This window comes from Streptomyces sp. NPDC127068 (assembly GCF_042724695.1).
GTDB lineage: Bacteria > Actinomycetota > Actinomycetes > Streptomycetales > Streptomycetaceae > Streptomyces.
The window spans coordinates 1-17,581 of sequence record NZ_JBHXEN010000050.1 but is presented as its reverse complement, the minus strand read 5'-3'; the positions used below and the strand labels follow the sequence as shown (position 1 = coordinate 17,581).

General features: G+C 72.9%; 15 protein-coding genes. 6 read left to right on the top strand and 9 right to left on the bottom strand.

Translation table 11 applies throughout. From position 1 onward, the window contains the following. Positions 1-15: 15 nt before the first annotated feature. From ACFWIA_RS27010 to ACFWIA_RS26980, 7 genes are all read right to left on the bottom strand, one after another. Positions 16-2,700 (bottom strand): SpoIIE family protein phosphatase, encoded by a 2,685-nt coding sequence (locus ACFWIA_RS27010; RefSeq protein ID WP_387009419.1) that lies wholly within the window; start codon positions 2,698-2,700, stop codon positions 16-18. 215 nt (positions 2,701-2,915) lie between these two features. Further along, complete coding sequence (locus ACFWIA_RS27005; protein ID WP_385495989.1) at positions 2,916-3,359, bottom strand: ATP-binding protein; 444 nt, start codon at positions 3,357-3,359, stop codon at positions 2,916-2,918. Positions 3,360-3,624: 265 nt separating this feature from the next. Further along, positions 3,625-4,050 carry a (deoxy)nucleoside triphosphate pyrophosphohydrolase gene (locus ACFWIA_RS27000; protein WP_387009416.1) on the bottom strand — a complete coding sequence of 142 codons (426 nt, stop codon included), beginning with the start codon at positions 4,048-4,050 and terminating at the stop codon, positions 3,625-3,627. A gap of 172 nt (positions 4,051-4,222) precedes the next feature. After that, positions 4,223-4,405 (bottom strand): SPOR domain-containing protein, encoded by a 183-nt coding sequence (locus ACFWIA_RS26995; RefSeq protein WP_387009415.1) that lies wholly within the window; start codon positions 4,403-4,405, stop codon positions 4,223-4,225. A gap of 390 nt (positions 4,406-4,795) precedes the next feature. Beyond that, on the bottom strand, positions 4,796-5,548 hold the full coding sequence (locus ACFWIA_RS26990; protein WP_387009413.1) for a GntR family transcriptional regulator: 753 nt from the start codon (positions 5,546-5,548) through the stop codon (positions 4,796-4,798). 165 nt (positions 5,549-5,713) lie between these two features. Beyond that, positions 5,714-6,817, bottom strand: a complete 1,104-nt coding sequence (locus ACFWIA_RS26985; RefSeq protein WP_387009411.1) for a DUF4190 domain-containing protein — start codon at positions 6,815-6,817, stop codon at positions 5,714-5,716. A gap of 501 nt (positions 6,818-7,318) precedes the next feature. Further along, positions 7,319-8,920 (bottom strand): S8 family serine peptidase, encoded by a 1,602-nt coding sequence (locus ACFWIA_RS26980; RefSeq protein WP_387009409.1) that lies wholly within the window; start codon positions 8,918-8,920, stop codon positions 7,319-7,321. A 482-nt stretch (positions 8,921-9,402) separates the two neighbouring features. Here ACFWIA_RS26980 and ACFWIA_RS26975 point away from each other — a divergent pair, with 482 nt between their 5' ends. After that, on the top strand, positions 9,403-12,210 hold the full coding sequence (locus tag ACFWIA_RS26975) for a glycosyl hydrolase family 65 protein (protein WP_387009408.1): 2,808 nt from the start codon (positions 9,403-9,405) through the stop codon (positions 12,208-12,210). 10 nt (positions 12,211-12,220) lie between these two features. Here ACFWIA_RS26975 and ACFWIA_RS26970 read toward each other — a convergent pair whose 3' ends face one another. After that, positions 12,221-12,733, bottom strand: a complete 513-nt coding sequence (locus tag ACFWIA_RS26970; RefSeq protein ID WP_387009406.1) for a MarR family winged helix-turn-helix transcriptional regulator — start codon at positions 12,731-12,733, stop codon at positions 12,221-12,223. 213 nt (positions 12,734-12,946) lie between these two features. Between ACFWIA_RS26970 and ACFWIA_RS26965 the strand changes: the two genes are divergently transcribed. The 5 genes from ACFWIA_RS26965 (at position 12,947) to ACFWIA_RS26945 (ending at position 16,061) form a co-directional block, all read left to right on the top strand. Next, entirely contained in the window at positions 12,947-14,194 is a 1,248-nt protein-coding gene (locus tag ACFWIA_RS26965) for an MFS transporter (RefSeq protein ID WP_387009404.1), read from the top strand. Positions 14,195-14,247: 53 nt separating this feature from the next. After that, positions 14,248-14,580 (top strand): DUF4326 domain-containing protein, encoded by a 333-nt coding sequence (locus ACFWIA_RS26960; protein ID WP_387009402.1) that lies wholly within the window; start codon positions 14,248-14,250, stop codon positions 14,578-14,580. Between the two features lie 48 nt (positions 14,581-14,628). Next, positions 14,629-15,210, top strand: coding sequence for a Uma2 family endonuclease (locus ACFWIA_RS26955; RefSeq protein WP_387009400.1), 582 nt, complete (start codon positions 14,629-14,631; stop codon positions 15,208-15,210). A 325-nt stretch (positions 15,211-15,535) separates the two neighbouring features. Then, the gene (locus ACFWIA_RS26950; RefSeq protein WP_387009398.1) at positions 15,536-15,805 is read left to right on the top strand and encodes a type II toxin-antitoxin system Phd/YefM family antitoxin; all 270 of its coding nucleotides are present in this window, start codon (positions 15,536-15,538) and stop codon (positions 15,803-15,805) included. Then, the gene (locus ACFWIA_RS26945) at positions 15,798-16,061 is read left to right on the top strand and encodes a type II toxin-antitoxin system RelE/ParE family toxin (protein WP_387009396.1); all 264 of its coding nucleotides are present in this window, start codon (positions 15,798-15,800) and stop codon (positions 16,059-16,061) included. Before ACFWIA_RS26950 ends, ACFWIA_RS26945 begins: the two co-directional genes overlap by 8 nt. 133 nt (positions 16,062-16,194) lie before the next feature. Here the strand turns inward: ACFWIA_RS26945 and ychF are convergent, their stop codons facing one another. Beyond that, positions 16,195-17,283, bottom strand: coding sequence for a redox-regulated ATPase YchF (gene ychF / locus ACFWIA_RS26940; protein WP_387009394.1), 1,089 nt, complete (start codon positions 17,281-17,283; stop codon positions 16,195-16,197). Between the last annotated feature and the right edge of the window lie 298 nt (positions 17,284-17,581).

The window sequence follows — 17,581 nt, the reverse complement described above, 5'->3', positions numbered from 1 at the left end:
CTGCGTCCCGGCCGCTCAGAACATGCTCATCAGTGCTTCCGCCACGTCGATCTGGCCGCCCTCGCCGTCGGGGAGGGGCAGTTCGAACCAGACGGTCTTGCCCCGGTGGGTCCTGCGCGATCCCCAGCCGGCGCTGAGCAGGCCGACGAGTTGGAGCCCCCGGCCGCCCTCGTCGGTGGCGCGGGCGCGGCGGCGCCGGGGTTGGACCAGTCCGGCGTCCCAGACCTCGCAGACGAGGGTGCGGTCGAGCAGCAGCCGGAGTCTGATCTCGCCCTCGCCGTAGCGCAGGGCGTTGGTGACGAGTTCGCTGACGAGGAGTTCGGTGGTGTCGACCAGCGCTTCGAGGTCCCAGGACTCCAGCTGGGCGCGGGCGTACTCACGGGCGCGGCCCACGCTCTGCGGTTCGCGGGGCAGCGACCAGTCGCCCACGGACTCGGCGGGCAGCCCTTGGACCCGGGCCAGGACGAGGGCGATGTCGTCCTCGCCGTGGTGGGTGTCGAGGGCGCCGAGGACGTGGTCGCAGACGTCCTCCAGCGGGCGGTCCGGTGCGGTGAGGGCGCCGACGAGGGCGTGCAGCCCCTCGTCGAGGGGGTGGTCGCGGGACTCGACGAGGCCGTCGGTGTACAGGGTGAGCAGGGCTCCTTCGGCGAGTTCGACCTCGACCTCCTCGAAGGGTTCGCCGCCGACGCCGAGCGGCATGCCGGGCGGCACGTCGAGCATCAGGGCGGATTCGCCGGGTTCCAGGATGACCGGCGGCAGGTGGCCCGCGTTGGCGAAGGTGACCCGGCGGGTGACGGCGTCGTAGACGGCGTAGACGCAGGTGGCGAGGTAGACCTCGGAGAGGTCGGCGTCGCGGGAGGTGCGGGCGGCCCGGGTGGCCTGTTGCACGCCGCCGGGGGTGCCGAGGCCGCGGGCGACCTCGTCCAGGGCGGAGAGCACTTCGGCGGGTTCGAGGTCGAGCAGGGCCAGGGTGCGGACGGCGGTCCGCAGCTCGCCCATGGCGACGGCGGCGCGCAGACCGCGGCCCATGACGTCGCCGACGACCAGGGCGGTGCGGTGCCCGGGGAGTTCGATGACGTCGAACCAGTCGCCGCCGACCTCGGTGGCGGCGTTGCTGGGGAGGTAGCGGCAGGCGATGTCGAGTCCGGCGGCCACCGGGTTGTCGGGCGGGAGCAGGGAGCGCTGGAGGATCAGCGCGCGCTGGTGTTCGCGCCGGTAGAGCCGGGCGTTGTCCATGGACACGGCGGTGCGGGCGGCGAGTTCACCGGCGAGCGCGCGGTCCCGCTCGCTGAACGGCTCGCTGCCCTTGGTACGGGTGAACTGGACGAGCCCGACGACCGTGTCGTGGGCGACCATCGGCACCGCGAGGGTGGAGCGGATGAGCCCCCCGGGCACGCCGTCGATGAGGCGGGGGCGTCCGGTGCGCAGGGCGTCGGCGAACGGGGAGGAGAAGTCGAAGTGGTGGGTCGCGCCGACCTTGACCGGGGCCCGTCCGTCGGTGAAGGGGGCGTCGGCGACCGCGCTGGCGTAGGCGACCCGGCGCAGGTCGCCGCTGCCGCCGCCGGAGTCGGGGACGCTCCACTGTCCGGGGGCGGCGCCGTCCCCGTCCAGGAGCCCCTGGTAGAGGTCGACGGCGGCGAGGTCGCAGAAGCCGGGGACGGTGACGTCGAGGAGTTCCCGTGCGGTGGCCTCGATGTCGAGGGAGTTGCCGATCCGGGCGCCGGCCTCGTTGAGGAGGGCCAGGTTGCGGCGGGACTGGGCGGCCTCGCGGGCGGCGGCGTGGCGGCGGGTGACGTCGGTGCCCAGTCCGGCGACCCCGATGGGGCGTCCGCTGCCGCTGTGCACCCGGTAGAGGTTGATGGACCAGTGGCGGCGGTCGCTGGAACCGGGGGCGGGTCCGACGATCTGCATGTCCGTGACGGCTTCGCCGGTCTCCAGGACGCGGCGCAGGGCGGCGGAGATCCGGTCGGCTTCCTGGCGGGGCAGGTAGTCGTGGACGGTGCGACCCCGGTGGTCCTCGGCCCGCCCGCCGAACACGGAGGCGAACTGTCGGTTGGCGTGCTGCACGCGTAGCTCGGCGCCGAACAACACGAACCCGAAGGGGGATTGGCCGAAAATCGCCTGCGAGGCGGCGATGTCGGTCTCGATGCGGCGCAGGGCGCGGACGTCGACGACGATGCAGACGGCGGCGCGTTCGCCCTTCGCGTTCTCGGTGGGCATGACGTAGAGCTCGGCGATGCCGACGCTCCCGGGGTCGCCGTGGTCGCCCGTGAAGCGGGCGCCGCGGCCCGGTGCGGCCCCCCGTGCGTCCGGGTTCCCGCCGCGCTGCCCGGTGGCGGCGACGCCCCGCACACCGTCGTGGCCGGGCTGCGCGTAACGCCCCGGGCGGGGGTGCGGCCGGGCGGCCGAGCCCTCGGCGGGCGGTGTCCGGAAGGGCACCGCGCCGGTCCACTCCCGGCCGTCGAGGATCTCCGCGAGGGTGCGCTGGCCTCGGGCGCGCAGTTCCGGCGGGACGAACGCCTCGATGGGGTCCTTGCCGACGGCGACCGAAGCGGGCACCCCGAAGAGCTGTTCGGCGCGGGTGCTCCACTGTTCGATCAGCCCGTCCGGGCCGATCGAGAAGGAGGCCACCTTGAGGTAGTCGTAGATGGACCCGGGTGGCGTGCCCTGCCACATCGCGTCGCCGCGCGTCTCACCCATCGCACCCTCCGACGAATGACCGGGCACAGTGGCCTGCGCTGGTATCTCGCTCACGCGAACCGTCCCCTCCAGCTCACCGCACCCGGTACCGGTCACCGGTGGCGGCTGCCCGCAGTATCCAGCACAACGGCCCCGCGCAACACGGTGTTCACGATCACAGCTCGGTCCCGACACTTTCCGGACCGGTGGTGACCGGTCCGCGCCCTCTCTCCCTTCTAACCAGGCAGGGCCAACTCGAACCACACCGTCTTTCCCGACCTGCCCGGACGCATGCCCCAACGGCTGGATGTGGAGGCGACGAGGCGCAGTCCCCGGCCACCTTCCTCGTCGACGTCGGCGTGGTGCTCGGGGGGCGGTTCGGGCAGCGGGTGGGGCAGCGGGTCGGAGACCTCCACCAGGAGGGCGCCGGGCGGGCGCGGGGGCCGTACGAGCCGGACGCCGATGGGGCCGGAGGCGTACCGCAGGGAGTTGGTCACCAGCTCGCTGACGAGCAGGGCGGTCAGATCGCCGAGGGATTCCAGCCCCCAGTCGCCGAGTTGTCCGCGGACCCTGGCCCGGGCGTCCCGCACGGCTCCCGGGTCGGCGGGGAACGTCCACTCCACGCGGTCGCCTTCACTCCGGTCACCCGGATCGCCCCGGTCCCGGTCGGTGTCGATCACGCCGCATCACTTCCCTGGCCACCCGCGCGACCGCGTCCGGATTCATGTGCTTAGTGGGCACATACCCGATATGCGCCGACCTCTATCCCGTGCGGGGCGCACAGAAGGTCGAGGAGCGCGAACAGCGCCCGTGCAGGGCGCACAAAGGTGGACTCGTGCTCCGTCTGCGCACCCCACAGCACCCCTGGGACCTGAGGGAACGCTGCATCGGACACCGATCCGGGCTCCCGACGGCGGGCACCGGAGCGGAAAGGCAAAAATCCCGTCAAGACGCCCGCACGGACGTGGGGTCAGCGGGGAATCCGGCGAACCGGAGCACTTCCCGTACGGCAGGAACGTCCTGATCCAGCCAGTCGACGGACCAGACCTCGCCCGGGCCCAGCCAGCGGACCTCGTCATGGTCCTGGAGCGGGCGGGGTTCACCGTCGAGGAGGTGCGCCCGCCACACCTGGAGCACGTAGCCGGGTTTGAGCGGCCACTCGCCCGGCACCCGGGTCAGTTCCCCGACCTCGACGCCGAGTTCCTCGCGCAGTTCACGGACGAGGGCGTCGGTCGGCGGCTCCCCCGGCTCGACCTTGCCGCCCGGTAGCTCCCACCGCCCCGCCAGTTCGGCCGGGGCGCTGCGCCGCGCCGCCAACAGCCGTTCCCCCGCGTACAGGGCCCCCGCGACGACCACCACTCGTTCCTCCACGCCCCGGAGCCTATCCGCGGGCGCGGGCCGCGCCGCGACGCACGGGGCAGCGGACGGGCCGCGCCCTGGGAGGGCGTTCCACCGAGGTATCGGTACCGGCATCACGCTGGGCGGGGTGCCGGGGTGACGACGCACCAGGGTTGCTGGACGCCGGGGTCACCGGGCGCCGGGGTTACGGGGTGCTGCTCGGGCCGACCTGTTCCACCCAGTAGAGGTGGTGGTGCCCCGGGGCGCCGAGGCTGTCGGCGATCCGTTCCGCCTCCGCGCGCGTGGCGTACCGGCCCACGCGGTAGCGGTTGCCGTTGTCGTCCTCCCGTATGACGAGCCAGGGCAAGGTGGCCGTGCCTTCGGTCATCGCGCCCCTCCCCTTTCTCCCCGTGGCTCGATCCGTGCCGTGTCCACCAAGGAAACCGCAATCTGCATATGCCCGAGCCTACGCCCGACCTTCACGCACCGGATATGCCTTTGCACAAAGAGGTAGGCAACAAGCCATGGACAAGGGGGCACGGCTCCGTCCGCGCGCCCCCCTTGCCGGATGCCGAACGCCCTGCACACCCGGCAGCCGCCGCTTCCCTGCCACCGCCCTCCCACAACACCGCGCCGCCCGTCCGCACAAAACCCCCCACCCCTCACGCGTCAGCGAACAACTCCCCGCACCCCACCGCGGGCCGCGCCCCGGCAGAACGGCCAGATTCCACCCACTCCCGCGACCGGACCCCGGGCACGACCGGGCCCGGCCGGGGCGCTACCGAACGGGCAGGTGGTAGGCCACCCTGTACCGATCGGCGGGAACGACCAGGTCGGCCGTCTCCACGGGCAGCCCGGAGGCGTAGAACGTCCGCCGTATGACGATCACGACGTGACCCGGCACCCCGCCCAGCGCCAGCAGTTCGTCCGCCAGCCCCGGTCGGGCGCCGACCTCCTCCGTGACGTTGTCCACGACGACGTCGATCGCGGCCATCCGCCGCACCACTCCCGTACCCCGCAGCGGCCCTTCCTCGGGCAGCATCACGGGGGTCCGACCGGTCAGGGCGAGCGGTTCCCAGGAGGTGGACAGCATCATCGCGTCACAGCCGTCCCGGTACACGTACCGCGTGCGCATCACCCGGTCCCCGACGTCGATGCGCAGCCGTTCGGCCACGTCCGGGTCGGCGTCCGTCTGTTCGCTGCGGGACTCCCAGGCGCCGCGCACCGAGCAGTCCGCCTGCTCCTGCTTGAACGGGGTGGGGCCCTCGGAGGGGCGGTACCCGGAGCGGGCGATGCGACGCGGCACGGAGCGCTCGCGGACGTACGTACCGGAACCGGAGCGGCCCTCGACCAGGCCTTCCGCCATCAGGACCTTGCGGGCCTCCAGGGCGACGGTGTCGGAGACGCCGTACTCCTCACGGATCTTGGCCTGCGAGGGGAGGCGGGTGTGCGGGGGCAACGAGCCGTCGGTGATCTTCCTGCGCAGATCGCCCGCGACCCGCAGATACGCCGGCTGGTCACCGAATGTCACTGGCCCCTCCCAACGGGTTGACGCACAGCAACAGATTCGCAACTGTGGGTGGCGCCGTGCAACCAAGGGCCAGAGAATCACCCGAAGTGATGACATGCCTTTACCCAGGTCATTTCCCCGGGTATAGCGCCGCGAGCCGCCGGCCGTGAGCCGTTCGGCCGCGGATCACACGGCCGCCCCGACCCCGGGACCCGCGTCCCCCTTGTCCCGCTTACCCCCCTGGTCTCCCTGATCTCCCTTGTCTCCCTCGGCCCCTCCGTCGCCCGGTTCCTCGGGATCGCTCACGAGGTGGGGCGGCGGGGTCGTCCCCAGGCCGAGCGCCTCCCGGGACGGCACCGCGCCGGCGGGCTCGACCAGGTCCATGCCCTTGTCGTAGTGGAGGTAGAAGGTGTCCGCGTCGGTGGCGCGGGCCGCTCGGTCCCATTCCTTGCGCGCCGCTTCGAGGTCCTTGACCAGCGCGGCGACGGCCGGCGCGCTCCGCTGCGGCCAGCTGCGGTCACGGAGCAGGTCGGTCTGCGCGACCAGGGCCTCGGACATCTCGGCGGCCCACTCCCGGTGGCCCGGCAGGTCGTCCTCGACGTAGGCGGCCTCGGGGATCGCCTCCAGGGCGTCCTCCAGGTGCCGCGCCGCCTGGAGGTAGACGAGTTGGTCGCCGGTCTGCATGGCGGCGTCGTTGCGCAGGGACCCGGTGAGCCGGGTCTTGCCGTCCGAACTGCCGAACATGCAGGTGACCTCGCGGTCGCCGAGCTTCCAACTCTCGGGGGTGGGCGTGAAGTAGTACACGTCGACGTCGGGGGGATGCGCCCACAGGTCCATCGCGTAGACGGAGCGCAGGTCGTAGCACTTGACGTCGGCCTCGGCGGAGATCGCCTTGTCACCGGGGTAGGCGCCGTCCGCGCCGCTCACCCGGTAGCTGCCGAACGCCTCGCCGTCGTGCTTCTCGGCGCAGGACACCTCGTCGACGTCGTAGGTGACCCCTTCGAGCCCGCCTTCCGGGGTGGTGAAGCAGTCGCCCTTGTCCACCGCGAAGACGGGGTACGCCGCGTCCCGCACCCCCGCCCGGACGTCGTCCCAGCCGCCGCCGAGCAGGACCAGCAGGTGCAGCAGCAGGCCGAAGCAGGACAGGGCGATCCCCCACACGGCCATCCCCTTGCCGCGTTCACCGGTGCGGCGCATGCGGGAGAGCGCGACGACCCCGAGGACGAGCCCGACCGCGGGCAGGAAGCACAGGATGCCGAAGACCAGCGCCGTGATCGCGAGCCCGCTCACCGGGGGACGCGGCGGCGGGCCGCCCCAACCGCCCGGCCCGCCCGGCCACTGCGGGTACGGCGGGCCCGGCACGCCCGGACCGCCCGGACCGCCCGGAGCCCCGGGAACGCCGACCGGCGGACCGTAGGGGCCGCCGGGGTACCCCACCGGGCCCTGTGGCTGACCAGGCGGGCCACCCGCGACGGGCGGCGCGAAGGGATTGCCGCCCGGCTCCCCGGAGCGCGGCGGCCAAGGCTGTTGCGGGGTGCCCGGGCCGGGCGGCGGGGGTATGGACACGGGTGCGGTGCTCCTGGGTTCGGGCCGGGGCGGCCGGTCACCCGGGGGCGACGGCGGTGCATGGCCCACGCATCGTATGCGGCGGTGCGGCAGGGGCGGCAGTCGGTATGCGGGGTGACGTGCCTCGTCCCCGTGCGCGGCGCGGGCCGCGGGTCACGGGGACGAGGTGGGTGTCCGGTCAGCGGGCGGGCCCGCTCAGCACACCGGATTCACGCGTGGTGGGCGTCAGAACTGGAGCGCCCAGGAGTCGATCTTCCCCACGTCCTGGGCCGCGTTGTCACTGACCCGCAGCTTCCAGGTGCCGTTGGCCGTCTCGGCGGAGGCGTTCACGCTGTACGTGGTGTTGATGTTGTCCGTCGAGCCGCCCTCCCCGTAGCCCTTCAGGGTGTACGCGGTGCCGTCGGGGGCGATCAGCTGGACCTGGAGGTCACCGATGTACGTGTGCTGGATGGCGACCTCGACGCCGAGCGCGGCGGGGGCGTTGCCGGAGACGCCGGTGACCGTGATCGGCGACTCGGCCGTCGCGTTGTCGGCGATGGCGTGGTCGTCGAGGTTCTCGAAGCGGTCGCCCGGCGGGTTGGTGGTGCCGCCGCCCACGTTCAGCAGGCGGTTGGGCGAGCCGGTGCCCGGGTTGCCGACCACCCCGTTGGTGGCGGCGGAGACCAGCCCGGCGGACACCTGCGCGGGGGTCGCCGTCGGGTTCGCCTGGAGGTACAGCGCGGCGGCGCCGGCCACGTGCGGGCTGGCCATCGAGGTGCCCGAGATGGTGTTGGTCGCCGAGTCGCCGGTGTTCCAGGTGGAGGTGATGGAGGTGCCCGGCGCGAAGATGTCCAGCACCGAACCGAAGTTGGAGAACGAGGAGCGGGCGTCGGTGTTCGTGGTGGAGCCGACGGTGATGGCCTCGCTGACCCGCGCCGGGGAGTAGTTCGAGGCGTTGGCGTTGGAGTTGCCCGCCGCGACGGCGAAGGTGACGCCGGAGGCGATGGCGTTGCGGACGGCGGCGTCGAGGGTGGCGTCCGCACCCCCGCCGAGGCTCAGGTTGGCGACGGCCGGCTTGACCGCGTTGTTGGCCACCCAGTCGATCCCGGCGACGACCTGCGCGGTGGTGCCGGAACCCGAGTTGTTGAGGACCCGCACACCGACGATGTTGGCCTTCTTGGCGACGCCGTGGGCGGTGCCCGCGACGGTCCCGGCGACGTGCGTGCCGTGGCCGTGGCCGTCCTGGGCGACGTTGTCGTTGTCGATGGCGTCGTAGCCGTTGGCCGCCCGCCCGCCGAAGTCGCTGTGCGAGATGCGCACCCCGGTGTCGACGACGTACACGGTGACGCCCTGGCCGGCGCCGTCCGGGTACGTGTACTTGCTGTCCAGCGGCAGGTTGCGCTGGTCGATCCGGTCCAGGCCCCAGGACGGCGGGTTGACCTGGGTGGCGGTGGTGGTGAAGGTCCGGTTCTGCGCGACGCTGGCCACGGCCGGGTCGGCGGCGAACTTCTTCGCCTGCGCCTCGGAGAGCGTGACCGCGTACCCGTTGAGGGCCTTGGTGTAGGTGCGCTGGATCTTCGCCCCGTACTCCTTGGCGAGCGCCTTGCCGGCCGCCGAACCGGCGCGGGCCTCGCTGCTGCGCAGGGTCACGATGTAGCTGTTGTCGATCGTGCCGGGAGCACCGGCGTTCAGGATACGGCCCTCCTTGGGGTCGGGCGCGGCCGTGGCCGGGAGCGCGGTGACGGCGCCGAGGGCGAGGGCGGCCGTGACGGCGGCTCCCAGGGTGCCGAGCACTCTGCGTCGCACGGGGTTCGTGGTGCGGTGCCCGGCATCACGTTGCAGTGCCATCCGAGGGTTCCTCCTCATCGATGGAGCGCTGGTGGGGGGTGGTGCGTCGTGCGGTACCGCTCGGGTGCCGTCCCGCCCGGGGTGCACGCGGGAGGCGGTCGACGGACGTCCGTAGGGAGCGACGCCCGCCAAGCGACAGGGTCATGTCAACCACGTCGCCCGAGGAATGATTGAACGACCCAGAGGAATCCACAAGGGCTGTGCGCGGATGTAACACTGAGGCCACGCACCCTTCATGACGTGAACTCATCCACCGTCGTGCCCCACCCGTCACACCACCCCCGGCCTGCGCACCCACACCACACACGGCCCGGCGTGCCCGCACCCGACCGCCCCCGTCACTGCACCTCACCGCCCCCCGCGACGGCCCCCCGCCACCGCGCGCGGCTTCGCGCCACCGCGCTGCGGCGCACCCCGCCCGAACGTGGGACACCCCGGCGCGCACACCCGACCGCGTCCACGAACCGGGCCAAGGTCGGACGATGGACACCCCGACCACCGCTTCCACCGATGCCCCCGTCGCCACACCCTTTGCCGGGCCTCCTGGCCGGCCCCCCGCGCGCCGCCGTCGGCGCAGCACACCGCGCCTCGCCACCACCCTGCTCGCCGCCGCCCTGCTGCTCCCCCTGGCACCGGCGGCGAGCGGAGCCGGCACCCCGGCCACCCCCGGCGCGGGCCCCGGTACGGGCCCCGGTACGGGCCCCGGGGAGCGGGACTGCGCCCTCGACTCCCCCGACTGGACGCCCGCCGCCACCGCGGTCCCCGCGCCCACCGACGCGTACCACCCGCACCTCGGCAACGGCTACTTGGGCGTCCGCGTCCCGCCCGCCGGCAGCGGCTACGCGGAGCCGGGCGGCGCGACCGGCTGGCCGCTGTACACCCCGCGCTACGACGGCGCGTTCGTCTCCGGCCTCTACGCCCGGGGCCCGGCGAGCACCGGGGGCCGGGACGCCGTCGTCGCCCTCCCCACCTGGACGGGACTGGAGGTGACGGCAGGTCAGCACACCTACGGGACGGCCACCTCCGGGACCACCGACTACCGGCAGGCGCTCTCGCTGCGCTGCGGCTTCCTGCGCACCTCCCTCACCTGGACCGCTCCGGACGGCCGCCGCACCGACCTGGTGTACGACGTCCTCACCGACCGCACCTCCCCGCACGTCGGAGCCGTCCGACTGCGCATCACCCCGCACTGGGACGGCACGGCACGGATCACCGACCGCATCGACGGACGGGGCGCCCGCCGGATCGCCCCGTCCGTCGATGCGGTCGGGGGCGCCCTCGCCCCGGACACGATGGCCGTCGCCTTCCGCACGGAGGAGCACGAGGCACGCGAGGCAGCGGGGGCGAAGGGGCGCGAACCCACCGAGGGGGCGCTCGTCTCCACCCTCCGCGCACCCGGGCGCTCGCGCTCCGCCACCCCGCCCCGGGACCTCACCGCGAGCCAGTCCACCACCCTGGACGTCCGCGCCGGCCGGACCTACGAGATCACCAAGTACGTGGGGGTGGACACCGGACTCACCTCCCGTTCACCGCGCGAAAGCGCCCGCGCGCACTCCGCGCGCGCGGCCGAACGGGGCTGGGACGCCCTGTTCGCCGCGCACACCGCCGCCTGGCGCGCCCTGTGGGCCGCGGACGTCGAGACACCGGCCGACGCACAGGTGCAACGGTGGCTGCGCTCGACCCAGTACGGACTGCTCACCGCGCTGCGCCCCGGCGCCCGCAACAGCGTGGCGCCGACCGGCCTGAGCAGCGACGACTACGCCGGCATGGTCTTCTGGGACGCCGAGACCTGGATGTACCCCGGGCTGTTGGCCACCCGCCCCGCACTCGCCCGACCCGTCGTCGACTACCGCGACCGCACCCGCCCGGCCGCCGCCGCCAACGCCGTACGGACCTGGGTCAAGGGCCTGTTCTACCCGTGGACCAGCGCCCGCGACGGCGATCTGTGGGCCGAGTGCCAGAGTTGGAACCCGCCCCACTGCCTGACCCAGAACCACCTCCAGGGGGACATCGCACTCGCCGTGTGGCAGTACCACCTCGCGACCGGGGACCGCGCCTGGCTGCGAGCGCACGGCTGGCCGCTGCTGCGCGGCACCGCCGAGTACTGGGCCTCCCGGACGACCGCGAACCCCGACGGCACGTACTCCGTCAACGAGGTGGCGGGGCCCGACGAGTACAGCAACGGCGTCGACGACGGCGCCTACACCAACGCCGTCGCGGCCACCGCCCTGCGGTACGCGGTGGACGCCGCCCGCGAGGTGGGCGACGAGGCGCCCGCCCTCTGGACGCGGATCGCCGACGGGCTGCGCATCCCGTACGACGCGCGGCGGAAGGTGTTCCTCCAGTACGACGGGTACACCGGGTCGCGGATCAAGCAGGCCGACACGGTGCTGCTCGTCTACCCGCTGGAGTGGCCCATGCCCCGCGGCGCGGCGGCGGCCACCCTCGACTACTACGTGGCCCGCACCGACCCCGACGGTCCCGCGATGACGGACTCCGTCTACGCGATCGCCGCCGCCACGACCGACGAACCCGGCTGCGCCGCGTACACCTTCCTGGAACGGGCCTCGCGCCCCTTCTTCCGGGGGCCGTTCGCCCTGTTCTCCGAGGCCCGCGGGGACAAGGCGGGCGCCGACGACCCGCTGTCCGGCTCCCCCGCACAGGACTTCCTCACCGGCAAGGGCGGCTTCCTCCAGGTGTTCACCCACGGTCTGACCGGGATGCGCCTGCGCCCGGACGCCGTGCACCTCGATCCGACGCTGCCCCCGCAACTCGTCGACGGGGACCGCGGGGTGACCCTGCGCGGGCTGCGCTGGCGCGGCCGGGAGTACGACGTGGTGATCGGCCCGCGCGAGACCACGGTGCGCCTGCGCTCCGGCGCCCCGCTGCCCGTGGACTCCCCTCGGGGCCGGCTCACCGTCACTCGGGACGCGCCCGCCGTCCTGACGACCCGTCGCCCCGATCTGACGCCCACCTCCGACCTGGCCCGCTGCCGTCCCGTGACGGCCACGGACGAGGAGCCCGGTGCGTACGCGGTGGCGGCCGTCGACGGCAATGCGGCCACCGCGTGGCGGCCCGGGGTCGCCGGGGCGTCCCTCACCGTGGACCTGGGCCGGGAACGCCCCGTGAGTGCGGTGACCGTCCGGGCCACCGAGGCCCACCGGACGGAGCTGTCCGCGGACGGACGGCACTGGGAGCCGTTCGCCCCGGGCGGGGCGGCGCGGTGGGTGCGGGTGACGCTGACCGGTGGGTCGGCGGACGCGGCGGTGACCGAGGTGGTGGTCGAGTAGCCGGTACGGCTCAGCCCTCGGGGGGCGTGGTGTCCCCGTGGGCCTCCAGCAGCTTGCGCAGCGCGGTGGCCAACTGCTCCCGCTCGCCCGCCTCCAGCGGTTCCAGGAGGCGGGCGTAGTTGTCGAGGTGCGCGCCGAGCACCCGGTCGGTGAGGCGTCGCCCCCGGTCGGTGAGGCGGATGTGGACGGTCCGCCGGTCGCAGCCGTCCCGGACCCGTTCGACCAGGCCCTTGGCCTCCATCCGGTCGAGCCGGTTGGTGATGGCGCCGGAGGTCACCAGGGACACCTTCAGGAAGGCGCCGGCGGTGAGCGTGAAGGGCGGCCCCGCGCGACGCAGCGACGCCATCACGTCGAACTCGCCCACCTCCAGGTCGTGTTCGACGAAGAAGGCTTTCAGCTCCCGGTCCAGTACGCGGTTGAGGCGCTGGATGCGCATCAGGACCTCCAGCGGACCGTAGGCCGCCGTGAGATCGGGCCGCTCCCGCTCCCACTGCCCCACGACCCCGTCGACCCAGTCCGCCATGCCGCGTCCCTCCTCGCACGCAGGCGTTCCGCCCACGTTCCTGCCCTGCCCGTACTGCTGTGCCGCGTTCCTGCCATGCACGCGCTCCTGCCATGCACGTGTCGCTGCTGTGCCCGTGAGCATGTCAGCACGAAGGGCTTGACGCCGTCGACTCGGGCGAGGTTTTATCTCAACGTTAAGATTATCAATCTTGACCTAATGAGGGGTGGACCCATGCCCGAACACTCCACTCGTCCCGCACGGGACGCGGACGGACGCGACACCGCGGCAGCGGCCCGCCCGAGAGCGACCGACCGGGGCGCGGTGCCCGTGCTGTGGCTGGTGCTGCTCGCCACCCCCACCGCGGCGGGCGCCAACACCGTCGTCCTCACGCTCCCCGACGTCGCCGCCGCCTTCGACGCGACCGTGCCCACCGCGGCCTGGCTGGTCACCGTCTTCGCCGTGGCCATGGCGGTGGGCACCCCCCTGGTGGCAGGGCTGCTCAGACGGCGCGGGCTGCGCGCCGCACTCCGACTGAGCGCCGCGCTCCTCGCCGGCGGCACCCTGCTGATCGCGGTGGCCCCCTGGTTACCCCTGGTGCTGGCGGGTCGCGCCGCCCAGGGCGCGGGCGGAGCCGGACTGGTCACCGTGGCGATGAGCCTCGCCGGCACCACCCGTCGCATGGGCGTCCTGACCGCCGGATTCGGCTCGCTCGGCGCGGCCGGCCCCCTCGTCGGCGCCCAACTGTCCGATGCGGTGTCCTGGCGACTGGCCCTCGCGGTGTCCGCCGTCACCCTGCTCGCCGTACCCGCCGTGGCACGCTACGCCCGCCCCGCGCCCCGCGCCGAAGGCCCCTTCGACGCCCGGGGCGCCGCGCTGTTGGCCGTACTGGCGTCGGCGCTGGCCCTGATCCCGGCCCTCCCCGCGCCCGCCCTCCTCGCAGCGGGCGCTTCGGCGGTGCTCCTGGCGGTGCACGTCCGGCGCCGCCCCGACGGCTTCGTCCCGCTGAGCGTGCTGCGCAGCCGTACGTTCACCCTGTCCTGCGCGCTGATCGCGGTGTTCTCCACCCAGTACTTCGTGCTGCTGTTCGCGGTGCCCCGACTGATGGCGGACCGCGCCGGCTGGTCCACCCAGGCGATCGGCACGGGACAGCTCGTCGCCCTGGTCACCGGCTCGGCGCTGTCCTGGCTGCTGGCCGCGGCGGCCCACCGGCTGAGCCGCACGGCGATCCGGACGTTCCTGCTCGCCGTGACGGCCACCGCCCTGACGACGGCCGCGCTCGCCCGATCGCCGTGGCCACTGCTGGTGGTCGCCGGCGCGTCCGTCTTCACCGCGACGGCGGGCAACGCGAACCTCTCGGTCCACGCGGCGGGCGCGGCCCCGGAACCCCTGCGCCCCACGGCGATCGGACTGTTCACCCTGACGTACCAGCTGGGCGGCGCGATCGGCCCGGGCATCGCCACGGCACTGGTACTGAGCTGAGGCGGAGTGCCGCGGGGCGGGCGGCGGGCGCGTCCGGGCGCCACGATGGAGCCATGACGCGCACCACGGTCGTGAACCTGAAGGGCCACCGCGGGGACCCCGCCTACGACGACGTCGTGTACGTGGGACGCGCGATGCACCGCGGCGGCTGGCACCTGGCCGGGTCGCCCCTGGCCAGCCCGTACCGTCCGGGTCCGGACGGGAGCCGCGAGGAGGTCCTGACCCGGTACCGCGAGCACCTCCTGTCCCGCCCCGACCTCCTCGCCCTCCTGCCCGGGCTGCGCGGTCACCGCCTGGGCTGCTGGTGCGTACCGCTGCCCTGCCACGCCCAGGTGATCGCCGAACTGGCCGACGCCCCGGAACGCCCGCCGCCGCGGCAGCCGTAGCACCGGCGAGGGCACCACCCGCACGAGCCGAGCGGCTACCGTGGACGCATGACCGCACTGCCCGACTGGATGCGCCCGCCGCGCGCGGAAGGCTGGTTCGCGGAGGACTTGGACCGCCTCCCCGAGGCACCCCGCCACACCGAGCTGATCGACGGAGCGCTCGTCTTCATGATGTCCCCCCAGCGGTGGTGGCACGGCCACCTCGTCACCATGCTCACCGTCGCCCTCATGGAGCAGACACCCGCCGGCGTCAGAGTCAGCCGCGAGATGACCGTCAAGCTCGATCCGCGCAACCGGCCGGAACCCGACCTGTTGGTGACGATGGCCGACTTCGACGGCGACCGCACCTGGTTCGCACCGGACGAAGTGCTGCTGGTCGTGGAAGTCGTCTCTCCCGAGTCCGCCCATCGCGATCGCACAGTAAAGCTCCGCAAGTACGCGGAGGCCGGCATCCCGCACTACTGGTGCATCGAGGACGAGGACGGGGCACCAGTCGTCCACGTCTACGAGCTCGACGAACCCACCGGTGCCTACGCGCCCGCCGGCATCTTCCGGGGCACCCTCCAACGCCCGGTGCCCTTCGAGGTCGACCTGGACCTCGACAAGCTCACGCCACCGCGCCGCGCCTGAAGGGAAGGCCCGACAGGAGACCGGGACCTCAGTAGCCCGGCATGTTCGGGACGGCCTTCTCCGCGAGTTCGATGAGCGCCTCCACCTTCGAGAGGTCGGCCGCGACCTCCTCCGGCATCACGGCGGGGGCCTCCGAAGACCGGTACTCAACTTCGTTGCGTCGGCGGCCCGGACCAGTTCGGCCTCGGCGGCCTGCTGGGAAGGGGGTACGCGTGCATCCACGTCAGAACATCCAGCACGGTGCGACTTCACCCGGCGCGCAGCAAAGGATCATCGCGCACTCCAGCCGTTGTGTACACATGGGACACTCAGTACACTTGAGCGCATGACGCAGCCACTGCCCGTAGAGTCCATCCGTGACGTGCGCGCCCATCTGGCCGAGGTCGTGGAGCGCGCCGACCGCGACGACGTACCCACGGTGATCACTCGCCGAGGCAGGGAAGTGGCCGCCGTGGTCTCCATCGAAGTGCTGCGCAAGTACCAGGAGTGGGAAGAGCGCGAGATCAACCGGATCATCGACGAGCGCATGGCCAACCCGGCACCCGGCATCCCGATCGAGGACATCATGAGGGAGACGCTGGCGCGCAGTGAGTGAGTACCGAACCGTCTTCCGCCCCGAGGCGCAGGCCGAGCTTCGGAAGATCCCGCGCGAGATGGCACTGCGCATCCTGGCCAAGCTGACCGAGCTGGAAAGCGATCCGCTCGGCTACAACACCACGGCACTCGTGTCCCAGCCAGATCGCCGACGCCTACGGGTTGGCGACTACCGCGTCGTCTACACGATCGACAACGGGGAACTGGTGGTCTGGGTCGTTCATGTGGGGCACCGGTCCACCGTCTACGACACCTGACCACCGCTGACCACACGTCAGAACATCCAGCACCCATCCGGCACGGGGACGACGAAGGGGTCGGGCTCGACAGAGCCCGACCCCTTCTGACGTGTGCGTTTGGCTCAACAGCTCACATGCAGCAAGTGCACGACTACACGTTGAACCGGAACTCCACCACGTCCCCGTCCTGCATGACGTACTCCTTGCCCTCCATGCGGGCCTTGCCCTTCGCGCGGGCCTCGGCGACCGAGCCGGTCTCGACCAGGTCGGCGAAGGAGATGACCTCCGCCTTGATGAAGCCCTTCTGGAAGTCCGTGTGGATGACCCCGGCCGCCTCGGGGGCCGTCGCGCCCTTCTTGATGGTCCAGGCGCGGGCCTCCTTCGGGCCGGCCGTCAGGTAGGTCTGGAGGCCGAGGGTGTCGAAGCCGACGCGGGCGAGGGTCGCGAGGCCCGGCTCCTCCTGTCCGACGGACTGGAGCAGTTCGAGGGCCTCCTCGTCGTCCAGCTCCGCGAGGTCCGCCTCCAGCTTCGCGTTGAGGAAGATCGCCTCGCCGGGCGCCACCAGGGCGCGCTGCTCGTCCTTGAACGCCTCGTCCGTCAGCTCGTCCTCGTCCACGTTGAAGACGTAGAGGAACGGCTTGCTGGTGAGCAGGTGGAGGTCGTGCAGCGGCTCGGCGGCCTCGGTGCCCTGGGCGATGCCCGCGGCGAACAGCGTCTGGCCCGACTCCAGGATCTCCTTCGCGGCCTCGACGGCCTTGACCTTCGGCTGGATGTCCTTCTTGATCCGCGACTCCTTCTGGAGGCGGGGCAGGACCTTCTCGATGGTCTGGAGGTCGGCGAGGATCAGTTCGGTGTTGATCGTCTCGATGTCGGACTTCGGCGAGACCTTGCCGTCGACGTGGACGACGTTCTCGTCCTTGAACGCCCGGATGACCTGGCAGATCGCGTCGGACTCGCGGATGTTCGCGAGGAACTTGTTGCCCAGGCCCTCGCCCTCGCTGGCGCCCCGGACGATGCCCGCGATGTCGACGAAGTCGACGGTCGCCGGGAGCTGTCGCTGCGAGGAGAAGACCTCCGCGAGCTTCCCGAGCCGGGGGTCGGGGACGCCGACCACGCCGACGTTCGGCTCGATCGTGGCGAACGGGTAGTTGGCCGCGAGCACGTCGTTCTTGGTCAGGGCGTTGAACAGGGTCGACTTGCCGACATTGGGCAGACCGACGATTCCGATCGTGAGCGACACGTTGCGACTTCCCGTACGAGAGGCTGGGTGGAGGCCCTGGTCTCCTGGTCCCCGGTGGGGTACCCGGGGCACGGGCCGATCCCACAGTCTACGGGGTGCCCGCCCCAGTCCGGCGGGGAGCGACGGTGTGCTCGCCGGCCGGCGCCGGGCACCGCTCAGACGGTGCGGCGACGGGGGCCGGGGGCCCGCTGCGGTGCGGGCTGTGCGGGGTGCGGGGGTCGCGCGGCCGAGGGGGAGCGCCGGGCCCGCGGGGGTGCGGCACCGGCCGCGCGCTCGGCCGGCCGCGCGGGGCGCCCGG